General features: G+C 51.5%; 21 protein-coding genes, 1 tRNA gene and 2 pseudogenes. 19 read left to right on the forward strand and 5 right to left on the reverse strand.

The features are described from left to right. Window positions 1–12 precede the first annotated feature (12 nt). Window positions 13–89: transfer RNA gene (locus tag HZU75_RS11620), tRNA-Pro, on the forward strand. A 543-nt stretch (window positions 90–632) separates the two neighbouring features. On the opposite strand, the gene HZU75_RS17775 is transcribed toward HZU75_RS11620, so the two are convergent. Further along, entirely contained in the window at window positions 633–917 is a 285-nt protein-coding gene (locus HZU75_RS17775) for a LexA family protein (RefSeq protein ID WP_180306206.1), read from the reverse strand. 225 nt (window positions 918–1,142) lie between these two features. On the opposite strand from HZU75_RS17775, the gene HZU75_RS11630 reads away from it, so the two are divergent. The 9 genes from HZU75_RS11630 to HZU75_RS11670 all read left to right on the forward strand — a co-directional run bounded on the left by HZU75_RS11630 (window position 1,143) and on the right by HZU75_RS11670 (window position 12,742). Next, the gene (locus HZU75_RS11630; RefSeq protein ID WP_228028038.1) at window positions 1,143–1,667 is read left to right on the forward strand and encodes a DUF3302 domain-containing protein; all 525 of its coding nucleotides are present in this window, start codon (window positions 1,143–1,145) and stop codon (window positions 1,665–1,667) included. After that, complete coding sequence (locus HZU75_RS11635) at window positions 1,660–2,811, forward strand: HlyD family secretion protein (protein WP_180306207.1); 1,152 nt, start codon at window positions 1,660–1,662, stop codon at window positions 2,809–2,811. Before HZU75_RS11630 ends, HZU75_RS11635 begins: the two co-directional genes overlap by 8 nt. A 9-nt stretch (window positions 2,812–2,820) precedes the next feature. Continuing rightward, window positions 2,821–4,206: a TolC family protein gene (locus HZU75_RS11640; protein WP_180306208.1), complete on the forward strand. Its 1,386-nt coding sequence runs from the start codon at window positions 2,821–2,823 to the stop codon at window positions 4,204–4,206. A 342-nt stretch (window positions 4,207–4,548) separates the two neighbouring features. Further along, window positions 4,549–6,513 carry an alkyl/aryl-sulfatase gene (locus tag HZU75_RS11645; protein ID WP_180306209.1) on the forward strand — a complete coding sequence of 655 codons (1,965 nt, stop codon included), beginning with the start codon at window positions 4,549–4,551 and terminating at the stop codon, window positions 6,511–6,513. A 104-nt stretch (window positions 6,514–6,617) separates the two neighbouring features. Beyond that, window positions 6,618–7,151: a hypothetical protein gene (locus tag HZU75_RS11650; RefSeq protein ID WP_180306210.1), complete on the forward strand. Its 534-nt coding sequence runs from the start codon at window positions 6,618–6,620 to the stop codon at window positions 7,149–7,151. A gap of 145 nt (window positions 7,152–7,296) precedes the next feature. Further along, entirely contained in the window at window positions 7,297–7,494 is a 198-nt protein-coding gene (locus HZU75_RS17780; protein WP_373279649.1) for a transposase, read from the forward strand. 229 nt (window positions 7,495–7,723) lie between these two features. Next, window positions 7,724–9,307 carry a cryptochrome/deoxyribodipyrimidine photo-lyase family protein gene (locus HZU75_RS11660; protein WP_228028039.1) on the forward strand — a complete coding sequence of 528 codons (1,584 nt, stop codon included), beginning with the start codon at window positions 7,724–7,726 and terminating at the stop codon, window positions 9,305–9,307. A 371-nt stretch (window positions 9,308–9,678) separates the two neighbouring features. Beyond that, a complete protein-coding gene (locus HZU75_RS11665; RefSeq protein ID WP_180306212.1) occupies window positions 9,679–12,198 on the forward strand; it encodes a carbohydrate-binding protein in 2,520 nt (839 codons plus the stop codon). Next, on the forward strand, window positions 12,182–12,742 hold the full coding sequence (locus tag HZU75_RS11670) for a hypothetical protein (protein ID WP_180306213.1): 561 nt from the start codon (window positions 12,182–12,184) through the stop codon (window positions 12,740–12,742). Before HZU75_RS11665 ends, HZU75_RS11670 begins: the two co-directional genes overlap by 17 nt. A gap of 119 nt (window positions 12,743–12,861) precedes the next feature. Here HZU75_RS11670 and HZU75_RS11675 read toward each other — a convergent pair. Further along, window positions 12,862–13,666: pseudogene (locus HZU75_RS11675) on the reverse strand (IS3 family transposase); the annotation flags it as partial. A gap of 120 nt (window positions 13,667–13,786) precedes the next feature. Here HZU75_RS11675 and HZU75_RS11680 point away from each other — a divergent pair. After that, window positions 13,787–14,254, forward strand: a pseudogene (locus HZU75_RS11680) (transposase); the annotation flags it as partial. A gap of 20 nt (window positions 14,255–14,274) precedes the next feature. Here the strand turns inward: HZU75_RS11680 and HZU75_RS11685 are convergent. Genes HZU75_RS11685 through HZU75_RS11695 form a run of 3 tightly spaced genes read right to left on the reverse strand, consistent with a single transcriptional unit; the run spans window position 14,275 to window position 16,134 of the window. Next, on the reverse strand, window positions 14,275–15,495 hold the full coding sequence (locus tag HZU75_RS11685) for a hypothetical protein (RefSeq protein ID WP_180306215.1): 1,221 nt from the start codon (window positions 15,493–15,495) through the stop codon (window positions 14,275–14,277). Between the two features lie 3 nt (window positions 15,496–15,498). Next, the gene (locus HZU75_RS11690) at window positions 15,499–15,717 is read right to left on the reverse strand and encodes a DUF2249 domain-containing protein (protein WP_180306216.1); all 219 of its coding nucleotides are present in this window, start codon (window positions 15,715–15,717) and stop codon (window positions 15,499–15,501) included. A gap of 3 nt (window positions 15,718–15,720) precedes the next feature. After that, window positions 15,721–16,134: a hemerythrin domain-containing protein gene (locus tag HZU75_RS11695; RefSeq protein WP_180306217.1), complete on the reverse strand. Its 414-nt coding sequence runs from the start codon at window positions 16,132–16,134 to the stop codon at window positions 15,721–15,723. 178 nt (window positions 16,135–16,312) lie between these two features. Here HZU75_RS11695 and HZU75_RS11700 point away from each other — a divergent pair, with 178 nt between their 5' ends. The 8 genes from HZU75_RS11700 (at window position 16,313) to HZU75_RS11735 (ending at window position 24,122) form a co-directional block, all read left to right on the forward strand. After that, on the forward strand, window positions 16,313–16,771 hold the full coding sequence (locus tag HZU75_RS11700; RefSeq protein WP_180306218.1) for an RrF2 family transcriptional regulator: 459 nt from the start codon (window positions 16,313–16,315) through the stop codon (window positions 16,769–16,771). Window positions 16,772–17,020: 249 nt separating this feature from the next. Next, entirely contained in the window at window positions 17,021–19,303 is a 2,283-nt protein-coding gene (locus tag HZU75_RS11705) for a nitric-oxide reductase large subunit (protein WP_180306219.1), read from the forward strand. Window positions 19,304–19,376: 73 nt separating this feature from the next. Next, the gene (locus HZU75_RS11710) at window positions 19,377–19,706 is read left to right on the forward strand and encodes a DUF2249 domain-containing protein (protein WP_180306220.1); all 330 of its coding nucleotides are present in this window, start codon (window positions 19,377–19,379) and stop codon (window positions 19,704–19,706) included. 203 nt (window positions 19,707–19,909) lie between these two features. Further along, complete coding sequence (gene nirK, locus HZU75_RS11715) at window positions 19,910–20,956, forward strand: copper-containing nitrite reductase (protein ID WP_180306221.1); 1,047 nt, start codon at window positions 19,910–19,912, stop codon at window positions 20,954–20,956. 71 nt (window positions 20,957–21,027) lie between these two features. Continuing rightward, window positions 21,028–21,411: a c-type cytochrome gene (locus HZU75_RS11720; protein ID WP_180306222.1), complete on the forward strand. Its 384-nt coding sequence runs from the start codon at window positions 21,028–21,030 to the stop codon at window positions 21,409–21,411. Next, window positions 21,408–22,160, forward strand: coding sequence for a formylglycine-generating enzyme family protein (locus HZU75_RS11725; RefSeq protein WP_180306223.1), 753 nt, complete (start codon window positions 21,408–21,410; stop codon window positions 22,158–22,160). Before HZU75_RS11720 ends, HZU75_RS11725 begins: the two co-directional genes overlap by 4 nt. A gap of 22 nt (window positions 22,161–22,182) precedes the next feature. Further along, window positions 22,183–22,785, forward strand: a complete 603-nt coding sequence (locus tag HZU75_RS11730) for an SCO family protein (RefSeq protein ID WP_180306224.1) — start codon at window positions 22,183–22,185, stop codon at window positions 22,783–22,785. Between the two features lie 140 nt (window positions 22,786–22,925). After that, complete coding sequence (locus HZU75_RS11735; protein WP_180306225.1) at window positions 22,926–24,122, forward strand: NnrS family protein; 1,197 nt, start codon at window positions 22,926–22,928, stop codon at window positions 24,120–24,122.

Genomic DNA, 24,122 nt, shown 5'->3' on the forward strand with positions numbered 1-24,122 from the left:
AATGCAGTCTCTCGGAATATGGCGCAGCCTGGTAGCGCACTTGCATGGGGTGCAAGGGGTCGCGAGTTCGAATCCCGCTATTCCGACCAATAAAATCAAGGGCTTATGATCGTCAGATTATAAGCCCTTTCTTTTTCGGGTTCTATTTTTGTCTACGTACCATACAAAACTCTTGGCTACTAATACACTTCTTTGTACGTTAATGAACCCTTGTCGTACAAAGTGCAATTATTCCGTCAGCAGTGTCGTCGTTCTTTCCTGACAATTTCCACCTTCATCGTACGCATCTGTTTGTACTTACGGGGTAGCCAATCAAGAATAGTAATTCAGTGTGCTTGTGACTAAGTCTTAGTGACGTTAACAAATTCTCACTCCGGGCTAGGTAAGAAATGCATCCCAAGCACCTGTATCACGTGATCATTCATATCAGCTTATAAAGCATAGTTACTGCTATAGGCTATCAAAGATTTCTTTGGCAAACTCACGCAGTTGATGCCAAGCCCCACCCATCTTTACGCACAGTGCTTTGACCTTTGCTGAACGTGAAATCACATCGCCATCGTTATTTGACACACGCCATGGGCTTGCCTTCCCGCTGGGGCTCAAACAACCGCTGGCAGCTCATACATAAGTTATTTACATCGATTAGTGCAATCACTCTGGGTGCACTTCCACGCAATGACCACGCCCCATACCGATAACTCATGCTCATCACCGAACACAATCAGTGAGTAGTCTGAATTCTGTGCCACCAAAGCTAAATATTTGCCACGTTGGAACAGCCGCTTCACTGTAATGTCGCCATCAATAGCCGCCACCACAATGTCATTGTGGTTGGCTTGAATCGTACGATTGACAACCAGCGTCGCTCCATTGCAAATGGTATGCTCTGAATCGACCCTCGGTCGACAGTCCAAGATTCGTAGTCAAGTGGCGACTAAGGCCGAGCAGTACTAGTGCCGATCAAAAAGATGAAAGCCCGCAACCAGATTGTTGGCGGCCATTCAAAAATAACTAAGCGCTAGGGCGACATCAGGAAATGTCAAGGTATATTCAGCTAAGTTATGCTATTTTAGATGGCGTTTTTCTTTATTTTTGACATAGCTTTGATCGTATTTGTCAAAATTTGTCTGGGAGATAATATGAAATTAAATAGTAGGTGCGCAGTCGCACTGTCTGCGTTGATAACAACGGTGTTACCAAGTTATGCGTGTGCCTTTGCGCCCGGCATGGAAGAGAAAATTGCCGATGTAATGGTCTGGGTGGTGATTGCTGTGGTACCACTGGTGGCTATTTATATTTTCTGGAAATTACACGTCTTGCCCGAAGTGATTGCTGAAAAGAAGCATCACCCACAAAAAGATTCGATTCAAGTTTTGTGTTTATTGTCTTTGGTTTTTGGCGGTTTGTTGTGGCCGATTGCATGGCTATGGGCGTTTACCAAACCTGTCACTTATAAAATGGCCTATGGCACCGATAAACATGATGATTTTTTCTTAAAGCCGGACGGTGAGCATGGTAGCAAACCACTCGATTTGGCCATCGTTGATGATGAAATCATGTTACTCAAAGAACGGCTCGACGGCTTAGTCAATAAACGCGAACTCATTATCAGCAAGCAATCGAGTAGCGTTGCGCCAGCCGCGGAGGAGAAAAGCCATGCTTGAGATGATTATTGGTGGTTACTGCGCGCTGATTTGGCTGGTGTTTATTAAATTAAAATGGTTTCCATGGAATATTAAAACTCAGGTGGGTGCCGCTACAGGGGCGCTGGTGTTGGCTGCCACGATTATTTTGACGATCAATGTGGTAACGCCATCATCGAGTGACGTGCGGGTCATTAACTTTGTGGCAGAAATTGTACCGCGAGTACAAGGTACCGTAACTCGGGTAGCCGTTGAAGGCAACACACTGATAAAAAAAGGTGATGTACTTTTAGAAATAGACAGTACGCCATATCGGCTTCGAGTGAAAGAATTGCAAGCCAAATTAGCCGATGCAACAGCATCTGCCAAAACGCTCTGGCAGGATTTGGATAGCGCGAAAAGTAATACGATCGCTGCGCAAGCACATTTGGATTTGATGAAAAAACGTCTGGCACAAGCCACGGAACTGGCTAAGGCGGGCGCTGGCAATCAATACGATGTTGAGAGCTTTAGCACCGAAGTGAAAAAGGCCGAGTCGGCTGTCGCCAGTGCCAAGACGGCTGAAGCGCGGGTAATGACTAAGCTCGAAGGCGTTGTAGGACCTGATTTGGCCAGTGTTGCGCAAATTAAAGCGCAGCTAGAAGCGGCTCAGTATGATTTGGATTCTACGGTGATTCGTGCTCCGGCAGATGGCTATGCCATCAATGTTGCGGTACGTCCGGGTAATTATTTGGTGTCGATGCCATTTAAACCTGCGATGAGTTTTGTTGAGCATGAACAACGGATTCTGGCTTTCTTTGAGCAAAATGAATTGCGTTATGTTAAGCCTGGCGATAAGGCTGAAATTGCTTTGAAAACACTACCGGGCGATTTGTTGTATGCCAAAGTAGATTCAATTGTCTGGGCAAATGGCCAAGGACAAATTATGCAATCAGGTGCCGTTCCAAATGCCCCTGTTGAAATGGCACATGCTCCACTTCCACAAAAGTATGCGGTGAAACTAATCCCGATTGCCAAAGAAGGGACAGCCCTGCCATTTATCCCAATGGGGTCACGAGGTGGTGGTGCGGTATATACCGAAAAGCTCGCGCCGCTGCATTTGTTGCGGATGGTGATGATACGTGCACAATCGTTGATGAATTACCTTGTGCTTAAGCTGCACTAAGGAGGGTGAATGTTGAAAGCACACACATTACTTTCGGTGTTGCTGGGGGCAGGGGTTTTGTTGGGGTGCGCAGTGAGCACCCCACCGAGTCAGCACGAATTGATGCCATTGGCGCTGGGTCAGGCTAGTGTTCCTGTGCAATGGCGGCATGAACAAACGCCGGGGCAATTTGATGTCAAGGCCTTAGGCTTTACGCCAGATGCCGTGCTCAAGAGCTTGATTGCAGAAGCCTGGCTCTATAATACTGATCTGCGTATTGCGGCATCGCGCATCGAGCAATCACGTGCCGCGCTCAAAGCCGCTGGTGGCCCTTTGCTGCCTAGCTTGGCAATTGGCGCGCAGGCCGGGGATTCTGCGATTCCGACATCCAGCATGAGTACTACGGGTATCGGTTTGGTGGCGGCTTGGGAAATTGATTTGTGGGGGCGTCTCAAGTCTGAAGAGGCTGCTGCTGGCGCGCGTTTTCAGGCTAGTGAGCTTGATTTGCAATACAGTCGCCAAGCGATAGCTGCTGCTGTAACGCGCTCGTGGATCTCAATCATCGAGGCGACTCAGCAACTAGAGTTAGCGCAGCAAATGCAACGGATGGCCGAGCAACAAGTAAAGTTAATTCAAACGGGTCATAAAGTTGGACGGAATACAGCTCAAGACGTTGCCCTCAATGAAGCCACCGTGGCGGTTTATCGCAATCAAGTGGCCAGTAATGAGCAAAGTCTGAATCAAGCCCGGCGAAGTTTGGAGGTTTTACTGGGGCGCTATCCGGCTGCGGAAGTTGTAACAACATCCGTTTTACCACTTGCCAGTTCTGAGCTACCTGCGGGTATTCCCGCCGAGTTAATGACGCGTCGTCCAGATGTTTTAGCCGCAGAGCAACGTTTTCGCGCGGCATTTCAGGATGTTGAAGCGGCTCAACGTGCCCGCTTGCCATCATTGAAGCTCAGTGCTGGGTTTGCGTACATTGAAGATTCAATCATCGTGCTTGATCCTAGCTTGAAAAATCCGCTTTGGGCGATGACTGGGCAATTGTTAGCTCCCATTTTTACCGGTGGTGTGCTTGAAGCTCAAATCGAAGCAAAAACAGCTAAACAGCAGGAAGCGATTGCGCAATACAGCAAAACAGCTCTCACAGCATTTAACGAGGTAGAGGGTGCACTGGCGGCTGAGCGTAGTTTGCTTCAGCGTCAAAAAGCAGTAGATAGTCAAAACGTGCAATTAGAAAAATCGCTAGGCTTTGCCCAAGTGCAGCAAAAAGTGGGGAAGGCAGATGCTTATCAATTACTCCAGCAGCAACTGAGTCTCGCTAATTCGCAAGCGAATTTGCTGCGTGTACAAAGTGAGCGCCTGAATAATCGGATTAACTTGCATCAGGCGTTGGGAGGGCATTTTCCTGAGTAAAGCTTGAGCTACAGAGCCAAACTCGCTCTAACTTGATCTTGTTGCTTTGCCACTTGTGATGCGAGAGTTAGTTTTCTAAAAAGCCAAATGTACATTTGGCTTTTTTATTAAGCATCAAATCTTGCCAGACGATGAGAGTATGGCCGCAATGTTGCATTGAAGTTCGTATAAAATCATTTTATTTATTTTGTGAAAGAATTATGAAATTTTATTGTTGGTAATTGTTGTTTTGCGCTTGCTAAAGTATAGTTTGTTTGTAATTTATGTCCGTTTTTTTGGGTGGCTCAGTGACAAAAAATCTAAAGCACTGAATATAAAATTATTAATCTACGGGAATGACACATGAGCAAACTAAAACACCTAGTAACCTTGATCGCGCTGATCGGCAGCACTGCCACCTTTGCCGCGACCGAATCAAAACCAGCGACTGAATTTACAAAAGCAGCAAACCAACAAGTATTGAAAGACCTACCATTCAGCGACAAACAAGACTTTGCCGATGCGGCCAAAGGCTTTATCGCTAAACCAGAAACCTTGACCATCAAAAATGCCAAAGGCGATGTGGTTTGGGATTTGGAAGCCTACAAAAAATACATTACTTTGGACGCGCCAGCACCGGACAGCGTGAATCCAAGCTTGTGGCGCAATGCCCAGCTTAATATGCAATATGGCTTGTACAAAGTCAGCGACAAAATTTACCAAATCCGAGGTTTTGACCTTTCAAACATCACGTTTATCGAAGGTAAAACCGGCTGGATCGTTTTTGACCCGCTGATTTCTCCAGAAACTGCTAAAGCGGCACTGGATTTCATTAACAAAACTTTGGGTAAGCGCCCAGTAGTTGGCGTGGTTTACAGCCATAGCCACGTAGACCATTACGGTGGCGTGCGTGGACTGGCTTCAGAAGCCGATTTCAAATCAGGCAAAGTAAAAGTAATCGCGCCAGAGCACTTCACAGAACACGCAGTGTCTGAGAACGTGATTGCCGGTAATGCAATGGGTCGTCGCGCGATTTACATGTATGGCGCTTTGTTGCCACGTAATGAGCGTGGTGGTGTCAATGGTGGCTTGGGTCAAACGACCTCAACAGGCTCACCTACTTTGGTATTGCCAAACATTACTGTGACCAAAACCGGTCAAGAAGTGGACGTTGATGGCGTGAAAATGGTGTTCCAAATGACGCCTGGCACCGAAGCGCCAGCGGAAATGAATACCTATTTCCCACAACACAAAGCACTGTGGATGGCGGAAAATGCAACCAACACAATGCACAACATCCTGACACTGCGCGGCGCGCAAGTCCGTGATGCGCTCAAATGGGCATCTTACCTAAATGAAACCATTGAGACTTGGGGCGGCAAAGTTGACGTTAAATTCCAGAGCCACCACTGGCCACGTTGGGGTAACGACAACATCGTTGATTACTTCAAAAAACAACGCGATTTGTACAAATACACGCATGACCAATCTGTGCGTTTGATGAACCAAGGTCTGACTGGTGAAGAGATTTCTGAAACCATCACTTTGCCACCAGAACTGAACAACTTCTGGCCTAACCGTGGCTACTATGGCACTTTGCGTCATAACAGCCGTGCGGTTTATCAGCGTTATATGGGTTGGTACAACGGCAATCCATCAAATCTTAATAACTTGCCACCAGAAATGGTTGGCCCTAAATACGTTGAATTCATGGGTGGCGAAGAAGAATTGCTTAAAAAAGCCCAAGCTTCTTTCGACAAAGGTGAATACCGCTGGGTAGCTGAAGTCTTGAAACATGCTGTGTTTGCTAACCCAAACAATACTGCAGCGAAAGAACTGCTGGCGGATGCTTTAGAGCAGCTCGGTTACCAAGCTGAATCTGGCCCATGGCGTGGTGTGTATTTGCAAGGTGCGTATGAGTTGCGCAATGGCGTACCAAGTACTGGTGGTACGCAAACTGCCAGCCCAGATACCATCCGTGCGATGAAACCCGACATGCTGTTTGATTACCTCGCAGTACGTATTTTGCCTGAGAAAGCAGCAGGCAAAAAACTGGCGCTGAACATCAACTTCACCGACATCAAAGAGAAACACACTTTGTACGTTGAAAATGCTGTTTTGAACCACACCCGCAAACAGGCAGCCAAACCAGATGCCACGATTACGATGAGCAAAACCACGCTGGACGATATTCAGCTGGGAGCTACGACGCTTGAAAAAGCCGTTGCCGGTGGCAAAGTGAAAATAGATGGTGATGCAGCAGCGTTTGAAGACTTTATGGGCATGCTTGATACCTATAAATTCTGGTTCAATATCGTAACGCCTTAAACCGTCTGGGTTGTAATGCCGCGGTTTTGCGCGGTTTAAAAATAAGCCCGAGCAATCCAGCTCGGGCTTTTACGTCGTTTAATCGGCGTTTTATTAGGTCAATAATGATGAAATTTTCAGCCTTGATCGTCGGCTGTTCTTTACTGGCTCCGCTACATTTAGCTTATGCTTGCGGCTATGATGGGCAAGTCAACAATCCTTTTGTTCAAGGCTACCCAGGAAGTTTATCGGTGGCGCTGGCAACGAAGCGAGCAGTCGAGAGCAAGCAACTCACAGAGCCTAAAGCATTAGTCGCGGCAGAAGGCTTGGCCCGTGTGACTGGCTGGTTGGAACAGTTACGTCGGCGTCTGCAGTTGGCACAGTTAGATAACAATTTCAGCGTGTATTTATTTGACTCGCAGCTTTGGACTCGATTTGATGTTTTGGGTGGCAACGTGTTGATGCAATCGCATATCACCCCCAAAACCGACGGGGTGGTATTAATTAGTAGCGAAGCGACGCTATCAGCTTTGCTTAATGGTCAGTTGAATATCGACCAAGCTCAGCAGCTCAATTTAATCCGGTGGGCTAATCGTAGTGATACGGCGGTACAAGTGGCTTTTGCGAAGGCTAGTGGTTCATTAAGCTTTTTTGAATAAGCACATTTATTTGACATAGTAATAAAGCCACTGATACTGAGCTGAGTGAATCGTCCCAGGTTTCCTTGACACCTAAAGAGCCTCAACATGAGGTAATTTGGAGGTCTTGTGAGCAAGTCAAAACGCTACACTAAAGTGATTCAAAATCGAAGCAGTCAAACAGGTGACCAAGCGTAATTATCCCGTCGCAGAGGCCGCCGAACGACTTGATGTTTCTTGCCACAGTATTTATAGCTGGATCAAACCTTACGCAAATCCTGTGCCTGTTTCAGCTCACACTGATCTTCAGCAAGATGAGATTCGGCAACTTAAAGCCGAACTACGCTGGGTCACCGAGGAGTGAGATATTTTCAAAAAGGCCGTCGCGTACTTTGCCAAGTTGTCTGGGTAAAGTACGCCTTTATTCGCGATCATCAAGCTGTGCATTCTGAACGACGGCTTTGCAGCGTGATGCAAATGTACTATTGATACCGATTGGTACTGTTTTGTGCTTTGTGGTATTCATAGGCGGTTTTTATTCGGGTCTGGTCTTTAATGATGGTTACGCTGATAGGTTGAGGGGGCATACAGTAATGAATATGCCAGTTCATGTGGTTTGGCTAAAAAAAGATCTTCGCTTGCACGATCATTGGCCATTATGGGAAGCCAGTCAGCGTGGGCCGGTGGTGGTGCTGTATTGCCGCGAGCCTAGTCTGCAGGCGCAGCCCGATTACAGCGCCGGGCATTGGGCGTTTACCCGTGAATGTTTGGCGGAACTGGCGCATGATTTGGCGCGAGCTGGCTTGCGGCTGTATGTGTATCCCGGCGAGGTGGTGCCGGCCTTACAGGCTTTGCAGCAGCAGGTGGCGTTGGCTGGGCTGTATTCGCACGAAGAAACCGGCAATCTCGCCAGCTTTGCTCGCGATCGGGCGGTGGCCGCGTGGTGTCGCGCGGCTGGTGTGCCTTGGCAAGAATGGCCGCAAAATGGGGTTGTGCGCCGGCTGGCTAATCGTGATCACTGGCAGCGCCACTGGCAGGGGCGGATGGCGGCCAGCCCCGCGCCCAAACTGAAATGGGCGCAAGATGCGGCACTGGCGGCTTGGCCCAGCTGGCCTGTTGGTGAGGAGGGCGCGGCGGGCGATTTCTGGGCCGATACGCCGGCGCAGGGCCAGGATTTTGCGGCGCGCCTGGCTGGCGGGCGCCGCGCGGCGGTGAACACATTACAGGCATTTTTGCTGGAGCGGGGCGGGCAATATCGCGGCGGGATTTCCAGCCCGCTGAAGGCTGTATCGGCCTGTTCGCGCTTATCGCCATATTTAAGTTTTGGCTGCCTGTCGCTGCGTGAAGTGGTGCAGGCCACGCGGCGGCGGGCGGCGCAACTGAAAGCCGAAGCGCCCAGCCCAACGCGCTGGACGCAATCGCTGCGCAGCTTTGAAAGCCGCTTGCACTGGCATTGCCACTTTATGCAAAAGCTCGAATCTGAGCCTGAGCTTGAGCAATTTGCGCAAAATCCGGCCTATTTGGGCCTGCGGGAAAGTCAATTTAACCCCGCGTATTTTCAGGCGTGGGCCGCTGGCGAAACGGGCTATCCCTTGATCGATGCCTGCATGGCGATGCTGCGGCACACTGGCTGGATCAATTTTCGCATGCGCGCCATGCTGGTGAGTTTTGCCAGCAACAACCTCTGGCTGCATTGGCCGCAGCCGGCGGCGCATCTGGCGCGGCTGTTTTTGGATTACGAGCCGGGCATTCATTACCCGCAGGTGCAAATGCAATCGGGCGTCACCGGCATTAACACGCTGCGCATTTACAACCCGATCAAGCAAGCGCAAGAGCATGATCCGCGCGGCGCATTTGTGCGGCATTGGTTACCGGCACTGCGGCGAGTGCCCGATTGGTGCATTTTCGAGCCCTGGCTGATGCCCGAAGGCATACAGCGCGAAGCGGGCTGCATGCTGGGGCGCGATTATCCGTGGCCGGTGGTGGATTGGGCCCGCTCAATGCAACTGGCCAAACAGCGGATCAGTGATTGGCGGCGCGCACAACCTCAGATGGATGAATTATCAAAAGCCGTATATCAGAAGCATGGAAGTCGTCGTGATTCTGGTTCGCGGCGAAAACGACCAGAATCTGTTTCGGCATTAACAGTACAAGCCGATTTGTTTGCTAATTTATAGGGTGAATTCAGTGCTCCCTCAGGACAGCCCATAACCCTGTCTGGTGCTTGATTCAATCCAAAGGGAGGTTGTTAGAATTTGAAAGATTAAATTTAACCTGCAAAGTTGTGGTGTCTGCGCCGTGAAAAATTATGAATTTGCTTAGGGAGCTCCGCACGAATACTAGGCATTAAATAAGCTACCACGTCGATGGCGTGCTACCTTCTCGCTCCAAACTCGCTGCTATCTGCTACTTGAACGTCGGTTTCTAGCAGAATTGGGTACTAACTACCTCTGGTGTATTTTGACAATGCACCGAGTATCGGTGCATGTTAATGCCGTCGTCATCATGTAGTAATATCCCTAGCTTACAAAAATAAGAGAGAGACAAAGTGCGCAAAAATAAATTACCAAAGCATGCAATGAGTCTGCTTGGGATGGTCGTACTCAGCAGCTCGTTATGGGCCGCGAGCCCATGGCAAGAAGGGCAGCATTATCGAGCGGGTGCTGAGGTGACTTTTCAAGGGCAACGCTATCAGGCCAGAGTTAGCCATGAGGCACTCGTCGGCGCGGGTTGGAATCCAAAACAGGCGGCTGCTTTATGGCTGCCAGTCAGTGCGGCAGCGACGAGCAGCAGCCCAGCAACGAATGCCGGCGTGAGTGCAGGCACCAGCGCGTGTCCCGCCGTATGGAGTAGTAGTGCGATCTATGTGGCGGGTAATCAAGTCAACTACAACGGTCGTAATTACCAAGCCAAGTGGTGGACCAAGGGTGAAATTCCTAGCACCACCGGGCAATGGGGCGTATGGCTCGATCTGGGGGTATGTGCAGCAAGCTCTGCCACCGCAACACCTGTTAGCAATACCCCAGCACCCACTGCAACGCCACAGGCGAGCCCTGCAGTGACGGCGACGCCCACTGTTAAACCGACACCAAGCCCTGTGGCTACGCCGAGCGCCACGCCGACGGTAAAACCCACTGCCAGCCCGACGCCCAAACCAAGTGCGACCCCAACACCGAGTGCGGTGCCAACTGCTACACCGAGCGCTACACCGACGGTAAAACCTACGGCCAGCCCGACGCCCAAACCAAGCGCGACCCCAGCGCCGAGTGCGGTGCCAACGGCTACACCGAGCGCCGCACCGACCGTGAAGCCGACGGCCAGCCCCACTCCAAGCATTGCTCCGACACCGCAAGCGAGCGCTGCGCCGGTGCTGGGGCTGGTCATTAATGAGGTGGCGAGTGATCCGAATGGCACAGGCAGCTGGTTTGAAATTCGCAATGCGAGTGGGAGCAGCGTCAATCTGGCCGAGCTGAAAGTTCGTGTTCGCAATAATAGCAATGTGATCAGCGAATTTGCCGTGGGCAGTGGCACTTTGGCTAATGAAGGATTGCTGGTGCTGGCGGCCAAAACGGGCGCAGCCGGGCAACTCAATACCAACCAGATTATTTATCTGGGCCAAAGTAGCAATTATCCGCGCTGGACCAGCAATAGTGGCGCGATCGAATTAGTTCGAAATGGCGTTACGGCTGATTTCGTCCGCTTTGGTAGCAGCAGTGATCAGCCTTTGAGTGCGGGGCAATGGAGCGGTAGCAATGCGGCAGCCTTAAGTAATAACTATGGGTATGCACTGGTACGCCCTTATTTACAAAGCGCGGATAGCAATACTGCTGCAGATTGGCAGAATGTCGCGTTCTCGACCCCCGGTGGGCGCAATGATGTTCCTGCGGGGGCGACCGATGACGATGGCGATGGCATCCCCAGCACGGCCAAAGTCGCGGGCGGCACTTATGCCGGGCTTGATCTCTATGCCATGGGCGTGCGCGCTGGGCGACCCAGTGTCTTGATCCAGCTCGATAGCATGCAAAGCACCGACGAAGGCGTTAAACCTCAGCGCGAAGCCTTGCAGGCGGTGGTTGATGCCTTTGCGCGCCGGAATATCGACGTCTTGTTTGACGTTGGTAATCTCTATTCGGCCAGCTTTAGCCCCGTCAACTTCAATCTGGGCGGCGGCAAAACGGTGGCGTTTGCGGCGTGTGCCGATTTAGCACCCGTCAGTGGCTGCAGCGGTATCGCCGATTACAAGGCTGGCAGCATGGATATCCGCCGCCGTCAGATTTTCCACTACCTGCTGATGGCCAGCAGCCGCAATCTGGACGGTAGCTCGGGTTCGTCCGGCGTGGCCGAAATCGGGGGCAATGATTTCATTGTTTCGCTGGGTAAATGGGGCTTGAACAGCAGTACCGCCAGCAATCGTTATCGTCTGATCAACTACCAGGCGGGTACGATCATGCACGAGTTGGGGCATAACCTCGGCCTGCGTCATGGCGGGTTTGAGAACACCAATTACAAGCCCAACTACTACAGCATTATGAATTACCTGTATCAGTTGCAAGGGCTGGGTGATCGTGCCGGCAGTATTGGCCCTGTTCAGCGCTATTATCTGAACAAAGGCTATTACAGCTTGAGCAGTTGTGCATTGGAAGGCAGCGCATGTAGCGCAACTTATCGCATTGATTATTCCGACGGCAGCAGCGAACGGATGAACGAAAATGCACTGAATGAAGCACTGAGCATTGGTCGAGGTGTCGACGCCGGTATTTATGCCGACTGGAATAATAGTCGCGCCCTCAATACTGCAACGTATGCACTCGACGTCAATGGCGACGGTGCGCTCGGGTATCTGCAGGATTATGATGATTGGGGCAATATTGCTTTGCGCTTTGCCCGCACCAGCCAAGGTAGCGCAGGTGCAGCGATGTTGCGCAGTACCGAGAGCAATGAGCGGCAAATTGCCAAAAAATCACGCGCTTTTATGCATGACAAGTTCGAGCATTCGGTTGAAGATGCACCGCATGCCGAGTTTTTCCATGAATTAAAAAAGGCCTCACCTTATGCACAATTTGACTAAGGCCACGCTGCTGGTGGCGGGACTCGCTCTGGCTGCACAAGCACCTGCGGCACCGTTGCAGATTGAGACTACGCTGGCGCTGGGGCAGACCCTCGAAGGGCAGGGCAGTGTGAAGCAAACGGGCGATCAGGCTCGCGTGAAGGTGCAGGGGCAAACGATAGACATTCGGGGGCTCGCCGCACCGCTGCACTTACCCCGTCAACGCGTTCAGGTTCAGTTGCTACGTCAGGCCCACCCGCTAGGGCCGCAAACGCGCTTAAGCTTGACTCAGGGCGAGCAGCATTGGCTGCTGGCCAGTGCGTTGAGCAGTGGCAGCTCGCTCGCTGCGGGGCGCCAGTTGATTTGGCGCGAGGGGCAAGTGCAACTCTCCAATGGTCTGGGGCAAATTTCAGCGATCCCAGCGGATGGCGATTTGGGCGTACAAGCAGCTTGGCGCGAATGTTTGCGCGTGCTGGATGTTCGCGTGCCAGCCGTTGAAAGCAGCGATAGCGAGCCGACATTTGATGTAGCGTACTGGAATACGCGCGCGAAAGATTGTCGCTGAGTGATTAGTGCATCAATCAAAAAGCCAATGATTTAGATCATTGGCTTTTTGGTCGCGGTAATATTGGTTTTCAATAAGATTGCAGCAATAAAGCTGTCTGAATCGCTCCGTGTTTTATAGACACTTCCGAGCCGTTCGAAATGCTTCTTTTCATACTCTACTGGCGATAGCCCATTATTGAAACTGTGCCGACGCTTGGGGTTGTAAAACATCTCAATGTAATTGAAGACATCACGGCTGGCTTCTTCACTGTCTCGGTAGGTTTGCCGCTTGATTCGTTCTTGCTTCAATAATTGGAAGAAGCTATGCTACCGCGTGGTCATGGCAATTGCCGCGTCGACTCATGCTTGGCTTCAAATTTGGTGCGCACAGCAAATCTTGCCACTCGTAGCTGCTAAATTGGCTCCCTTGGTCAGAATGTACCAACACTTCTTGATCCGGTTTACGCCACCAAACAGCCATCAATAGTGCTTTGATAGCCAATTCGCTATCCATGCGTGCGCCCATTGACCAGCCCACCACTTTCCGTGAGAACAAATCCAAGACGGCGGCCAGATACAGCCAACCTTCATGCGTATGAATATACATAATGTCGATGACCCAGACCCGATTGGGCTCGGTGACCGCGAATATAGGCGTACCTTACCCGGACAATTTGGCAAAGTACGCGGTGGCCAGTTTAAAATATCTTGCTCTTCGGTGACGTGGTGTAGCTCGGCTTTAAGTTGCCGGATCTCATCTTGCTGAAATTTGGCTTGGCCTGAAATATTCGCAAGATTGGCGTAAGATTTGATCCGGCTATAAATACTGTGGAAAGAAACATCAAGTCGTTCGACGATCTCTGCTAACGGATAATTGCGCTCGGTCACCTGCTTAACGGGCTTCGATTTTGAACTCTTCGATATAGCGTTTTGACTTGCTCACAAGACCTCCTAGTTACCTCATTTTGAGGCTCTTTAGGTGCCCAGGAAACCTGGGGCGATTCACGGTGCCAGACTCAGAGTACCAACGAACAACTCTCGTGGAGCTTTACCATGAGCATCGCGACAATCCCGCAAAGCTCATCTCGGCATTGATGCCGAAACCCTTGAAATTCGTGCGATAGAAGTCATTGATAACAAGGCAGGTGATGCGCCGATGTAGCCTGAGTTGATGAATCAGATACTGGCGTTTGAAGAGATCGCAGTGATTAAGGGTGATGGCGCTTATGACACCAAGGAATGCCACAATGCCATTGCGGTCCATGGAGCGGCTACAATCATTCCCATGCGGAAGAATGCACAGTTCCGGAAAGAAAATATCGCGGGTGCACGAGCTCAAAATGCGATTTTACGTGCGACCCAATACTTGGGTCGATCCATCAGGGAAAAGTGCTCAGGCTATCATCGGCGTAGCTTGGTAGAAACCAAAATGCGCTGCTTTAAAATCCGTCTTGGGTTTGGGGTAATTCGTCTTCAAGCTGATTTGAGCAACAAAGCCTCAACGTACCTGCTGCTTTTTCTCCCTGCGTGAGTCAGTTACTCAGAAAATGATCAACTCACACAAGCCCGTTTTTTATGGACAATTGCGCGTTCAAGGCAATAGCTTAATGCGGCCGCGAAGATCATGATTAGTGCGGGTATTGCTTTGAAAGCGAATAGATACAATGGCAATAGGCTAATACCCAGCAGATAAACTAGATAACTTAAGCGTTTTAAGTGTTTTTCTGGCCACAACTGCCCCATATGCCGCAACTGTCCGCCGCTGAGTACTTGCAAGCGGTAATCCATCCACAGCAAAAACGGGATAATCTTGGCTTGCATTGCTGTGAAAATCGGCAGTAAGCCGGCCACGATAAAGTGCAGCGCAAGCAGCACGGGGATTCCCTCTTGCGCTGGCCAACTCGTTGAGAGCCCATCGAGCCATGGCACTAAAGCCGTGCAAACGATTAAATTAAACCCGCCCCACGCCCATAAATAGCGGGCAGGGTCTGCGCGGCGCTGGCTTTGGTGCAGTAAACGGTAGAGTGCAATCAACCAGATCAGCGCTGGCATCAGCAGCAAAACGAGTAATTGGGCGTTGATGACTGCACCGAGCACGGCGATGGCCAGCCCCGCCGGTAGATAGCGGCTGATCCGCGCAGGCCAGCTGGGGGCCACCAAGAACATTGGAATTACGGTTAATCCAACGACGATAATCAGCGCAAAAATCCACGCCATACTGCCCAAGGTGATATGCGCGCGCAGCAGATCAGCCAGTGGCAGAGCAGGCCAAGCGACGCTCAGCACGCCGACTAGCAAGGCGCCACTCAATACGGTGAGCGCCAAGCCTGCGATGGGGTAAACGAGGGCGCTGGCTTGGCGACTACGCCAGAGCATAGTCAGTAGCCAAACCGCCAAGGCACCTAAGCTGAGCAGTAATAATACGGCTGCGGTTTGCAGATAATGTGTTTGCATTTGCCATAAACCCAGCGCGAGTAGTGCTGTACCCGTTTGTAATCCAAGCCACAGCATCCAGCCCCAGCGCTCGGGGTGTTGTGCTCTGATCCCCGTTAATACGGCGCAGACCTGCAGTAAGGCGCCTACCATGATATTGCCAATAAACCCGAGCATCAGCAGATGCGTAATGGCCAATAGCGCGGGTGAGTAGCGCTGCGGCCATTCACCAGCCTCAAGACCGAAGGCCGCCAGCGCAGCGAGGGCTAACCACAGCGGCGCAGTGCGAAAGAACCGCAGCGGTAGCGCAACAGGCAGGCTAAATTCAGGCTGGAACATCGCCTAATCCCGCTGCACACAAAGTAGCGCCGAGCCATCCGCTTGCTCGGCACATTCCCAGTGGCAGCGACGCAGGCGTAAATGATCGTACAGCGGGTAAGGGGTGTGGGGCAGATGCGCCAGCAGCGTTTCACCTGCGCTGGCCGCATCCAGCCATTGCAAAATGCGCTCCATCGGTTCGGGGGGCGCTAAGCCGCGCAAATCTAGCTGGAGATCGGCCATGGTTTACGCAAGTTGCTCGGCAAATTCAGGAATACTGCGATCACACATCGGGTAGAGGATGTTTTCCTCTTTCATATTATGTTGTTGCAATAAAATCAGCAGCGTCTCGGCACAGCCGATAAAGTCATCGGCATCGTGATTGTTGGCGGCTTCTTGCAGGCCTTGCATCAAATCGCGTGCCTGCGCGTGCTCGCCGCGCATGACTTCGGTCGGGCCGTTGCGCATGCCAGTGACTTGCTCAAAAGCGGGAAACAGCGATTCTTCTTCGAGTGCAAAATGCGCTTCGGTGGTTTGGCAAAATAGTTGGCTGGCCGCGATGCAATCATGCCATTGCGCGGCGCGTGCGGCGCGTTCGGCTTGAGCGAGAAATTCATCGCAGTGGCGATGCTGCTGTAATAGGGCGCTGGTAATGCTCATCGTGGTCTCTCCTTGCGGTCATTAAATACAGCCTAAGCAGCTTTTTGGGCTGCTGGTTTGATCTCGGTCAGGTATTGCCTTTGGAGGTAGATTCCTGATTGGCGCAAACTCTGATTGCACGCTACCTATTTTGAGGTAATATGCATTAAAAATGCGTATTTTCAGAGGATACCAGTCTATGCGCCTAAATGTCTTTACCGATTACTGCTTGCGAACGCTCATTTATGTGGCGATGAAAGACGGCGGCGTGGTGACACGCAGTGAAATCGCCCAAGCGTATGGCATTTCGGATAATCATTTGATGAAGGTTGTTAATTTTCTGTCGCGGCAGGGTTTCATCGATACGATGCGCGGCAAGGGCGGCGGCATGCTGCTATCGCGCCCGCCTGCGGCGATCAATATCGGCGCTTTAGTGAGGCTGAGTGAAGAAGATAGCCCGATCGTCGAGTGTTTTGATCGCGAGCATAATAGCTGCAATATCGCCAGCGTCTGTCGACTCAAATTTATTTTGAACGAAGCGTTGCAGGCGCTGTACGCCGTACTCGATCGTTATACGCTGGCTGATCTGGTCAGCAATCCGGTTGAGTTGGGCGCCATCTTTACCATCGAACTTCACCCGCCCGGTTTGCGTCCCTGAAATATCTTCTCAAAAATACGCTGCTGGGTATATCGCTATAGTTCAATTTCAAATCGACCTATAGCGATATACCCATTATGTTGCGTGGTTTTTCTTGATGTATGAATTCCGTTGCTGATGCAGTCTGCAGTAAACCGTGCGCCATAAACAGGCTTTAACATGTATTCTGTTTGCATGTTTATAAAAGTTGCATGTAATATGTAACTTATCGGCCTTGACACCTCATTTCACCCTCAACGGAGAACTATCATGCAAAAAACGCGCACGCTTTGGCGCTGGCTTGCGATTGTGTTTTTCCTGTCTTTTGCCGCCTTAGGCTGGATAGGCAGGGAAATCTATCTCGACAAACCCCCCATTCCACAACAAATCGTCAGCAGTAGCGGTCAGGTCTTATATACCGCCGAACAAATTCAGCGTGGTCAGGAAGCTTGGCTCTCTGCGGGCGGCCAGCAAATGGGTTCCGTTTGGGGGCATGGTAGCTACGTGGCGCCTGATTGGTCAGCTGACTGGCTGCATCGCGAGGTGCTCGCACTACGCAATATCTGGGCGCAACAGCAGTTTAAAAAAGACTACGCGCAATTAAGCCGCGAAGAGCAGGCGCCGATTGATGTGCGCGTGGTGTCGGTGATGCGCAGCAATACCTACGATGCAGCCAAAGATACGGTGACCATTCAGGCTGATCGTGCGCTGGCGATGCAACAAGTTGCGCAGCACTACGAAAGTCTGTTTGGTACTGATCCGGCGCAAGACAAGTTGCGCGAGCAATATGCGATGATCGCTGGCTCGATCAAAGATGCTGATGATCTGAAAGCGCTACCCGCGTTCTTCTTCTGGTCAGCATGGGCGGCAGCAACCAATCGCCCAGGTGAAAACCATATTTCGTACACCAGCAACTGGCCGCACGAACCATTGGTGCAAAACACGCCCACGACGGGCACGAGCTTATGGTCGATCGCCAGCATTATTTTGCTGATTGGCGGTATTGCGGCGATGGTGTTGTTTCACAATATGCAGCGCGAGGAAGAGCCGACTGTCTGTCCCGATAAAGATCCGCTGATTTCGCTGCAACTGACACCGTCAATGAAGGGCACGTTCAAGTATTTCTATGTCGTGATCGGCCTCTTGCTGGCTCAAGTCGGGATGGGGATTATCTCCGCGCACTATCAGGTAGAGGGCGGAAGCTTCTTTGGTATTCCGCTGGCTGAAGCCTTGCCGTTTACTGTGAGTCGTACGATTCATACCCAGCTAGGCGTGTTGTGGATTGCAACGGCATGGTTGGCGACGGGCTTGTTCTTGGCGCCTGTATTGGGCGGTAAAGAGCCGAAATTCCAGAAGCTGGGCACCGATGCGCTGTTTTATGCCTTGCTATTGATTGTGGTCGGCTCGATTGCGTGTGGCTGGATCGGCACAATGCAACGCTTGGGTAGCAATTACAGCTTCTGGCTCGGTAATCAGGGGCTGGAATACACCAGCATGGGGCGTGTGTGGCAGATTCTGCTGTTTATTGGTCTGCTGATTTGGGCTACTTTGCTGGGTCGTGGTCTGTGGCCTGCGCTGCGTAAACCATCTGAGTCTCAAGGCTTGATCGCGATGGTGTTTATTTCTGCGGTCTGTATTGGTCTGTTCTACGCCTCGTCACTGGTATGGGGGCAAAAAACTCACTACGCGATGATCGAATACTGGCGCTGGTGGTTGGTTCACCTGTGGGTGGAAGGTTTCTTTGAAGTATTCGCCACCGCCGTAATTGCCTTGCTACTGAGCCGTCTGGGTTTGATCCGCACTGCTTCTGCGAACCGCGCGATTGTGCTGGAGACCATCGTCTTTCTGTTCGGCGGTATTCTGGGTACTTTGCATCACCTGTATTTCACCGGTTCACCGACTTCGGTGATTGCGGTTGGCGCGATGTTCTCTGCGCTCGAAGTGGTGCCACTGGCGCTGATTGCGGCTGAGGCGTATCACACTTATCGCCACACCCAAGCTGCGCCATGGGTTGAGAAATATCGCTGGTCGATCATGTGCTTTGTCGCGGTGGGTTTCTGGAACACCGTCGGTGCCGGTCTGCTCGGCTTTGCAATTAATCCACCGATCGCACTGTACTACGTGCAAGGTCTGAATATGACCGCTGCCCATGGTCATGCTGCACTGTTCGGGGTGTACGGCATGCTGGGGATTGGTCTGATGCTGTTCTGTCTGCGTGGTCTTGCACCTGCAGCGAAGTGGAATGATGGCCTGCTCAAACCTGCTTTCTGGAGCATGAATATAGGCCTCTTTATGATGGTGTTTATGTCCTTGTTGCCGGCGGGTATTTATCAGGCTGCGGCGAGTGTTGAGCATGGTCTGTGGTATGCACGCTCAGCTGAAATCATCCACTCATCCGTGATGGAAACGCTGGTGTGGTTGCGTGTACCCGGTGACATCGTGTTTGCGGTGGGTGTGTTGTATTTGGCGGTCTTTGCATTACGTTTGCTAGGCAAAGACAGCAGCAAAACAGTGCCCGTCGTTGATGGTCAATTGGCCAAAAATCAAGCTTAAGTTTAAATAGGTATAGGCCTGCATGCTTTATTTATCAATGCATGCAGTTCTATACCCTTAGAAAGGAAATGTTATGTCTTCTTGTGCCAGCTCTCATGTAACTCTGGATGGCGTGTATGGTTTTGATGCACGTGGTGTTGCGAAACGTTTTCGTCATGCGGCGATCTTCGGCGCACTCGAATCGCTGACTGAAGGCGAAACCATGCGTTTTGTGAACGATCACGACCCCTTGCCACTGTTGGCGCAGATCGAGCAGCGTTATCAAGGGCAAGTTGTTGCGCGCTATGTGCAACGTGATATGGAGGCGGTGGTGATTGATTTTGCAATTGTGCCACTGAAAGTAGCTGAAGCAGCCGCCAGTGAAGGGTGTGGCAGCGGCGGGTGTGGCTGCAGTGGGCAATAAAGTGATGTTGATGTAAAAAAACATCAAGTATTTCAAAACCTAACGGCGCTTTAAGCGCCGTTTTCATTGGGTCGTAACAGGGTGATATTGGGGCTGAATGTGCTTAATGTGTATATTAAATACATATTGATTTTAGTCAATGTTTAATATGTATATTAGTTACAACATAACATCACACAAGCGTGTTAACAGGAGAGGATGTGATGTCGAAATTACAGTTTCAACCCCGCTTCAATCGGGCCTTGCTGTCGAGTTTGCTGCTGGCCATCGGTAGTTTGGCTGCGATGAGTGCATGGGCTGATGCCGCCGCAGATTTGCCAGTCGAAACAGCCGAATTGACTGCACCGCCCATGGTGCCAGCACCGATTGCGCGTAAAACGCCAGCCAAAGTGATAGTCAATCTGACCACCGAAGAAGTGATCCGTGAAATCACACCGGGTACCAAATACATGTTCTGGACCTTTGGCGGTACCGTGCCGGGTAAAATGATACGCGTGCGCCAAGGCGATACGGTTGAGCTGCATCTGAAAAATCTGCCGACCAGCAAAGTGCCGCATAACATCGATCTGCACGCGGTTTCCGGCCCCGGTGGCGGGGCACCGCAAACACTGATTGCGCCGGGCAAAGATGCAACGTTTACCTTCAAAGCACTGAACCCGGGTCTGTATGTGTATCACTGCGCGACCGCACCCGTCGCGATGCATATCGCCAACGGCATGTACGGCATGATTCTGGTTGAACCCGAAGCGGGCATGGCGCCGGTCGATAAAGAGTATTACGTGATGCAGGGCGATTTCTATACGCCGGGTGCGTTTGGTGCGGGCGGGCTGCAACCGTTTGATATGCAACGCTCGATTGATGAAAACGCGAGCTACATCTTGTTTAACGGCGCAAGCAATTCGCTGACCGGCAAAAACGCGCTGACCGCCAATGTGGGCGACAAAGTGCGGCTGTATTTTGGCTCGGGCGGGCCGAATGTGGCTTCCAATTTCCACGTGATTGGTGCGATCTTTGACAAGGTCTACCACGAAGGCGGCCTGAAATACCAAGAACAAGTGCAAACCACGACCGTGCCACCGGGCGGCTCGACCATCGTAGAGTTTGTGCCCAAGGTGCCGGGCAATCTAACGCTGGTTGATCACGCGCTCAGCCGTGCTTTCCATAAAGGTGCGATCGGCATTATGAGCGTCAGTGGCGAAGAGCACCCAGAGATTTACAGCAAAGCGGCAACAGCAAAGGCTGAACACTAATCATCGGGGTATATGGCTGTAGCAGGCTAGGTCAATTAGCTGTGGCCATATACACCATAAGGAGCATCAAAATGCGTTTCTCTATCTGTCTATTGCTATCACTGATTGCCGCTACGGCGTTTGCCAATGAACTTGAGGCGGGTAAAACCGTGTTTCAGCAAACCTGTGCCTCGTGCCATATGGTCGATGGGGCGGGTTTACCGGGCGCTTTTCCTCCGCTGAAGCAATCGGATTACTTTAAAAAAGCACAAGCCGCCGCCGTGGTGAAAATTCTGGAGCATGGTTTAACTGGGGAAGTAACCGTCAACGGGCAGAAATTTAATTCCGCCATGCCGCCGCAAAACTTAAGCGATCAGGAAATGAGCGACGTACTCAATTACGTCAGCGTCGCGCTCAATGGTGGTAAAGCGGCGTTTAAACCCGAGCAAGTGAAAAAACTGCGGGCCGCAAAATGAAAACCGCTGTCGCCTGTTTTGCGTTCGTACTAGGGTGTCTCCACGCAGCCGACTACGTTCCGATCGCTGGCGGCACATTGCGCACGGCCTTGCCGATGGATGGCGAGACCGTGCCGGTTGCGGCATACCAACTGCGCAGCAAACCCGTAACCAATGCCGAGTTTTTACGCTTTGTTCTCGCCAACCCCGAATGGCAGCGCGGTAAAGCGGCAACGCTGTACGCGACGAGTGCTTATTTGAGCCAGTGGCACAGTGCGAGCGATTTTGCGCCGCATGCTCCGAATGCGCCAGTGACGAATGTGAGCTGGTTTGCTGCCAGTGCCTACTGCGCCAGTGAAGGCGCGAGTCTGCCGAGCTGGACGCAATGGGAATTTGCCGCCGCGGCCGATGCAAGCCGCAAAGACGCGCGCAATGATCCAGCGTGGCGGGCGCAAATTTTGGGCTGGTACGAAAAACCCAGCGTCGAGCGCCTTCCTGATGTCGGGCTGCATCCGGCCAATATTTACGGCGTTTACGATCTGCATCAGCTGATCTGGGAATGGGTCGATGATTTTAATGGGCTGTTTGTCACCGTTGATAGCCGTGCGCAGGGTGAGCAAAAAGTATTTGAAACCTGTGGCGCGGCCTCGTTGAGCTTGGGCGACAAAGAAAACTACGCGGTACTGATGCGCATCGCCTTGTTGGCTGCGCTCAACGGGCAAGACAGCGTCGGCAGCTTGGGTTTTCGCTGTGCTAAACCCGCACAATAAAGTCGTATTGAAAGGATAAAAAATGAACATCAAAGCGATATTTGCCGTGCTGCTGTTTGGCAGCATCAGCACCAACTGGGCGTGCGAAGAACATCAGCATACTGCCAGTGCGGCAGCGGCTGTCAGTGGCGAATCCTTGTTTCAACTGGCTGTGCCTTTAACCGATCAAAGCAATCAGCCATTCAAGCTGGGGCAGGCGGGCAAGAAAGCGACACTCATTACGATGTTTTATGGCGATTGCAATATTTCCTGCCCCATCGTGTTGGAGAACGTCAAACGGACGATTACACAACTACCTGCAGCGCAGCGCGGCGCAGTGCAGGCGGTGTTGGTGAGTCTGAATCCCGGTGTCGATAATGCGAAAAGCTTGGCTGCGCTAGCCCAAATGCACGAGATGGATGGCCGAGTGTATCGCCTTGTCGTCAGTGATAACGATTTCCACACCCGCCAGTTAGCCGCCACGCTGGGTGTGAAATATCGCCGCGGCGCCATGGGTGAAATTAACCACAACACCCGTTTTGTCGTGCTCGATCAGCAAGGGCAAGTACTGAGCGCCAGCGATACCTTGTCGGCTGAGCCAGATTTGCGCTTACTTGCGAGTTTGCAAACACAGTTGGCGCATTGAGGGAAAGATTGAGTAGGTGCAGGCTTAGCAGGGACGCATGACGCTCCCACGTTTACTGCGTCGGGATGTAGTGTGAATGAGTGCAGGGCTGATTGTTCGAGTGAGTAGTGCGCTTGTACCGATGGAATGGAGAATTTCAAATGCAAAACCCCTTAAAAATATTAAGTAGTGCGCCGCATCGATTGGGGTTTAGTCTGGGCGCGCTATTACTACTGGGCAGCTTGTTGTTATGGGGGCTGGAATTATTAAGCCGGCATGCCGCACAGCCGCTGGTGACAGTTATTCCGGCCATGTTCTGGCATGGCTATGTGATGGTGTATGGCTTTTTCCCCTTATTCATGTTGGGGTTTATTTACACAGCGGGCCCGCGTTGGTTGAGTGTGAATAGCCCGCGTTTATTGCACTATGCTATGGTCTTGCTGTGCTTCGCTGTCGGTTCGCTATTTTGCTTGGCTGGGCGCTGGAGTGTGCTGTTGATGGGAGCTGGCATTGGCTTGCATGTATTGGCGTGGAGTTGTGCTGCATTGATTTGGTGGCAAGCGATTTATAACAGTAATGTGCTCGACAAAGCACACGCCCATTGTATCGGTGTGGCATTTAGCTTGGGCGCATTGGGTATGCTGGCGGCGTTGTATTGGTTGCTTGGGCAGCAGAACAATGCTTGGTTATGGGCGATTGAGATAGGGGTTTGGGGTTTACTGCTTCCTGTGTTTTTAACCGTAAGCCATCGGATGATTCCATTTTTTAGCCAAAGTGTTCTTAGCGCTTATACGGCGTGGCGACCTTTATGGCTCTTGTATACCCTGGCTGGGTGTTGCTGGGTGGTCGCCATACTACGCTGCTTACATATCAATACCTTTGTATTTAGTGTGGTATTGGCTGTGCTGCTGATTTACACCAGTTGGCGCTGGCAACTGGTGGCCGCTTGGTCGGTGAAGCTACTAGCGATGTTGCATCTGGCCTTTGCATGGGCAGGCATCGGGATATTGTTGTGGGCGCTAAGCGATGGTATGCAATTGGTGGGGCAGGGGGGGCTGGGTTTTGCTCCTTTACATGCACTGACATTGGGCTTTTTTTGCACCATGCTGTTGGCCTTTGTGACCCGTGTAACCTTAGGCCACTCGGGTCGTCCCTTAGTGGCGGGTGGACTGGCTTGGTCCACATATTGGTTGATGCATGGTGTGGCCGCAGCGCGCGTACTCGGTGAGCTAATTCCAGCGTGGCAAAATGGTTTGTATCTTGCTGCCGCTTTGTTGGCTGTATTGGCTATCATCTTATGGGTGAAGGTATATTTACCGATGTATTGGCAGGCTAGGGTGGATGGGAATCATGGGTAA

The sequence above is a fragment of the Chitinibacter fontanus genome (assembly GCF_013423785.1).
GTDB classification, from domain to species: domain Bacteria; phylum Pseudomonadota; class Gammaproteobacteria; order Burkholderiales; family Chitinibacteraceae; genus Chitinibacter; species Chitinibacter fontanus.

Excerpts from the sequence above, each read along its gene's own strand:
- HZU75_RS11730 (WP_180306224.1), top strand. The coding sequence starts at position 22,183 with ATGAACATCAAAGCGATATTTGCCGTGCTGCTGTTTGGCAGCATCAGC.
- HZU75_RS11635 (WP_180306207.1), top strand. The coding sequence starts at position 1,660 with ATGCTTGAGATGATTATTGGTGGTTACTGCGCGCTGATTTGGCTGGTG.
- HZU75_RS11630 (WP_228028038.1), top strand. The coding sequence starts at position 1,143 with ATGAAATTAAATAGTAGGTGCGCAGTCGCACTGTCTGCGTTGATAACA.
- HZU75_RS11640 (WP_180306208.1), top strand. The coding sequence starts at position 2,821 with ATGTTGAAAGCACACACATTACTTTCGGTGTTGCTGGGGGCAGGGGTT.
- HZU75_RS11710 (WP_180306220.1), top strand. The coding sequence starts at position 19,377 with ATGTCTTCTTGTGCCAGCTCTCATGTAACTCTGGATGGCGTGTATGGT.
- HZU75_RS11690 (WP_180306216.1), bottom strand. The coding sequence starts at position 15,717 with ATGGCCGATCTCCAGCTAGATTTGCGCGGCTTAGCGCCCCCCGAACCG.
- HZU75_RS11685 (WP_180306215.1), bottom strand. The coding sequence starts at position 15,495 with ATGTTCCAGCCTGAATTTAGCCTGCCTGTTGCGCTACCGCTGCGGTTC.
- HZU75_RS11660 (WP_228028039.1), top strand. The coding sequence starts at position 7,724 with ATGAATATGCCAGTTCATGTGGTTTGGCTAAAAAAAGATCTTCGCTTG.
- HZU75_RS11695 (WP_180306217.1), bottom strand. The coding sequence starts at position 16,134 with ATGAGCATTACCAGCGCCCTATTACAGCAGCATCGCCACTGCGATGAA.
- HZU75_RS11700 (WP_180306218.1), top strand. The coding sequence starts at position 16,313 with ATGCGCCTAAATGTCTTTACCGATTACTGCTTGCGAACGCTCATTTAT.
- HZU75_RS11725 (WP_180306223.1), top strand. The coding sequence starts at position 21,408 with ATGAAAACCGCTGTCGCCTGTTTTGCGTTCGTACTAGGGTGTCTCCAC.
- HZU75_RS11735 (WP_180306225.1), top strand. The coding sequence starts at position 22,926 with ATGCAAAACCCCTTAAAAATATTAAGTAGTGCGCCGCATCGATTGGGG.
- HZU75_RS11705 (WP_180306219.1), top strand. The coding sequence starts at position 17,021 with ATGCAAAAAACGCGCACGCTTTGGCGCTGGCTTGCGATTGTGTTTTTC.
- HZU75_RS11670 (WP_180306213.1), top strand. The coding sequence starts at position 12,182 with ATGCACAATTTGACTAAGGCCACGCTGCTGGTGGCGGGACTCGCTCTG.
- nirK (WP_180306221.1), top strand. The coding sequence starts at position 19,910 with ATGTCGAAATTACAGTTTCAACCCCGCTTCAATCGGGCCTTGCTGTCG.
- HZU75_RS11650 (WP_180306210.1), top strand. The coding sequence starts at position 6,618 with ATGATGAAATTTTCAGCCTTGATCGTCGGCTGTTCTTTACTGGCTCCG.
- HZU75_RS11720 (WP_180306222.1), top strand. The coding sequence starts at position 21,028 with ATGCGTTTCTCTATCTGTCTATTGCTATCACTGATTGCCGCTACGGCG.
- HZU75_RS11645 (WP_180306209.1), top strand. The coding sequence starts at position 4,549 with ATGAGCAAACTAAAACACCTAGTAACCTTGATCGCGCTGATCGGCAGC.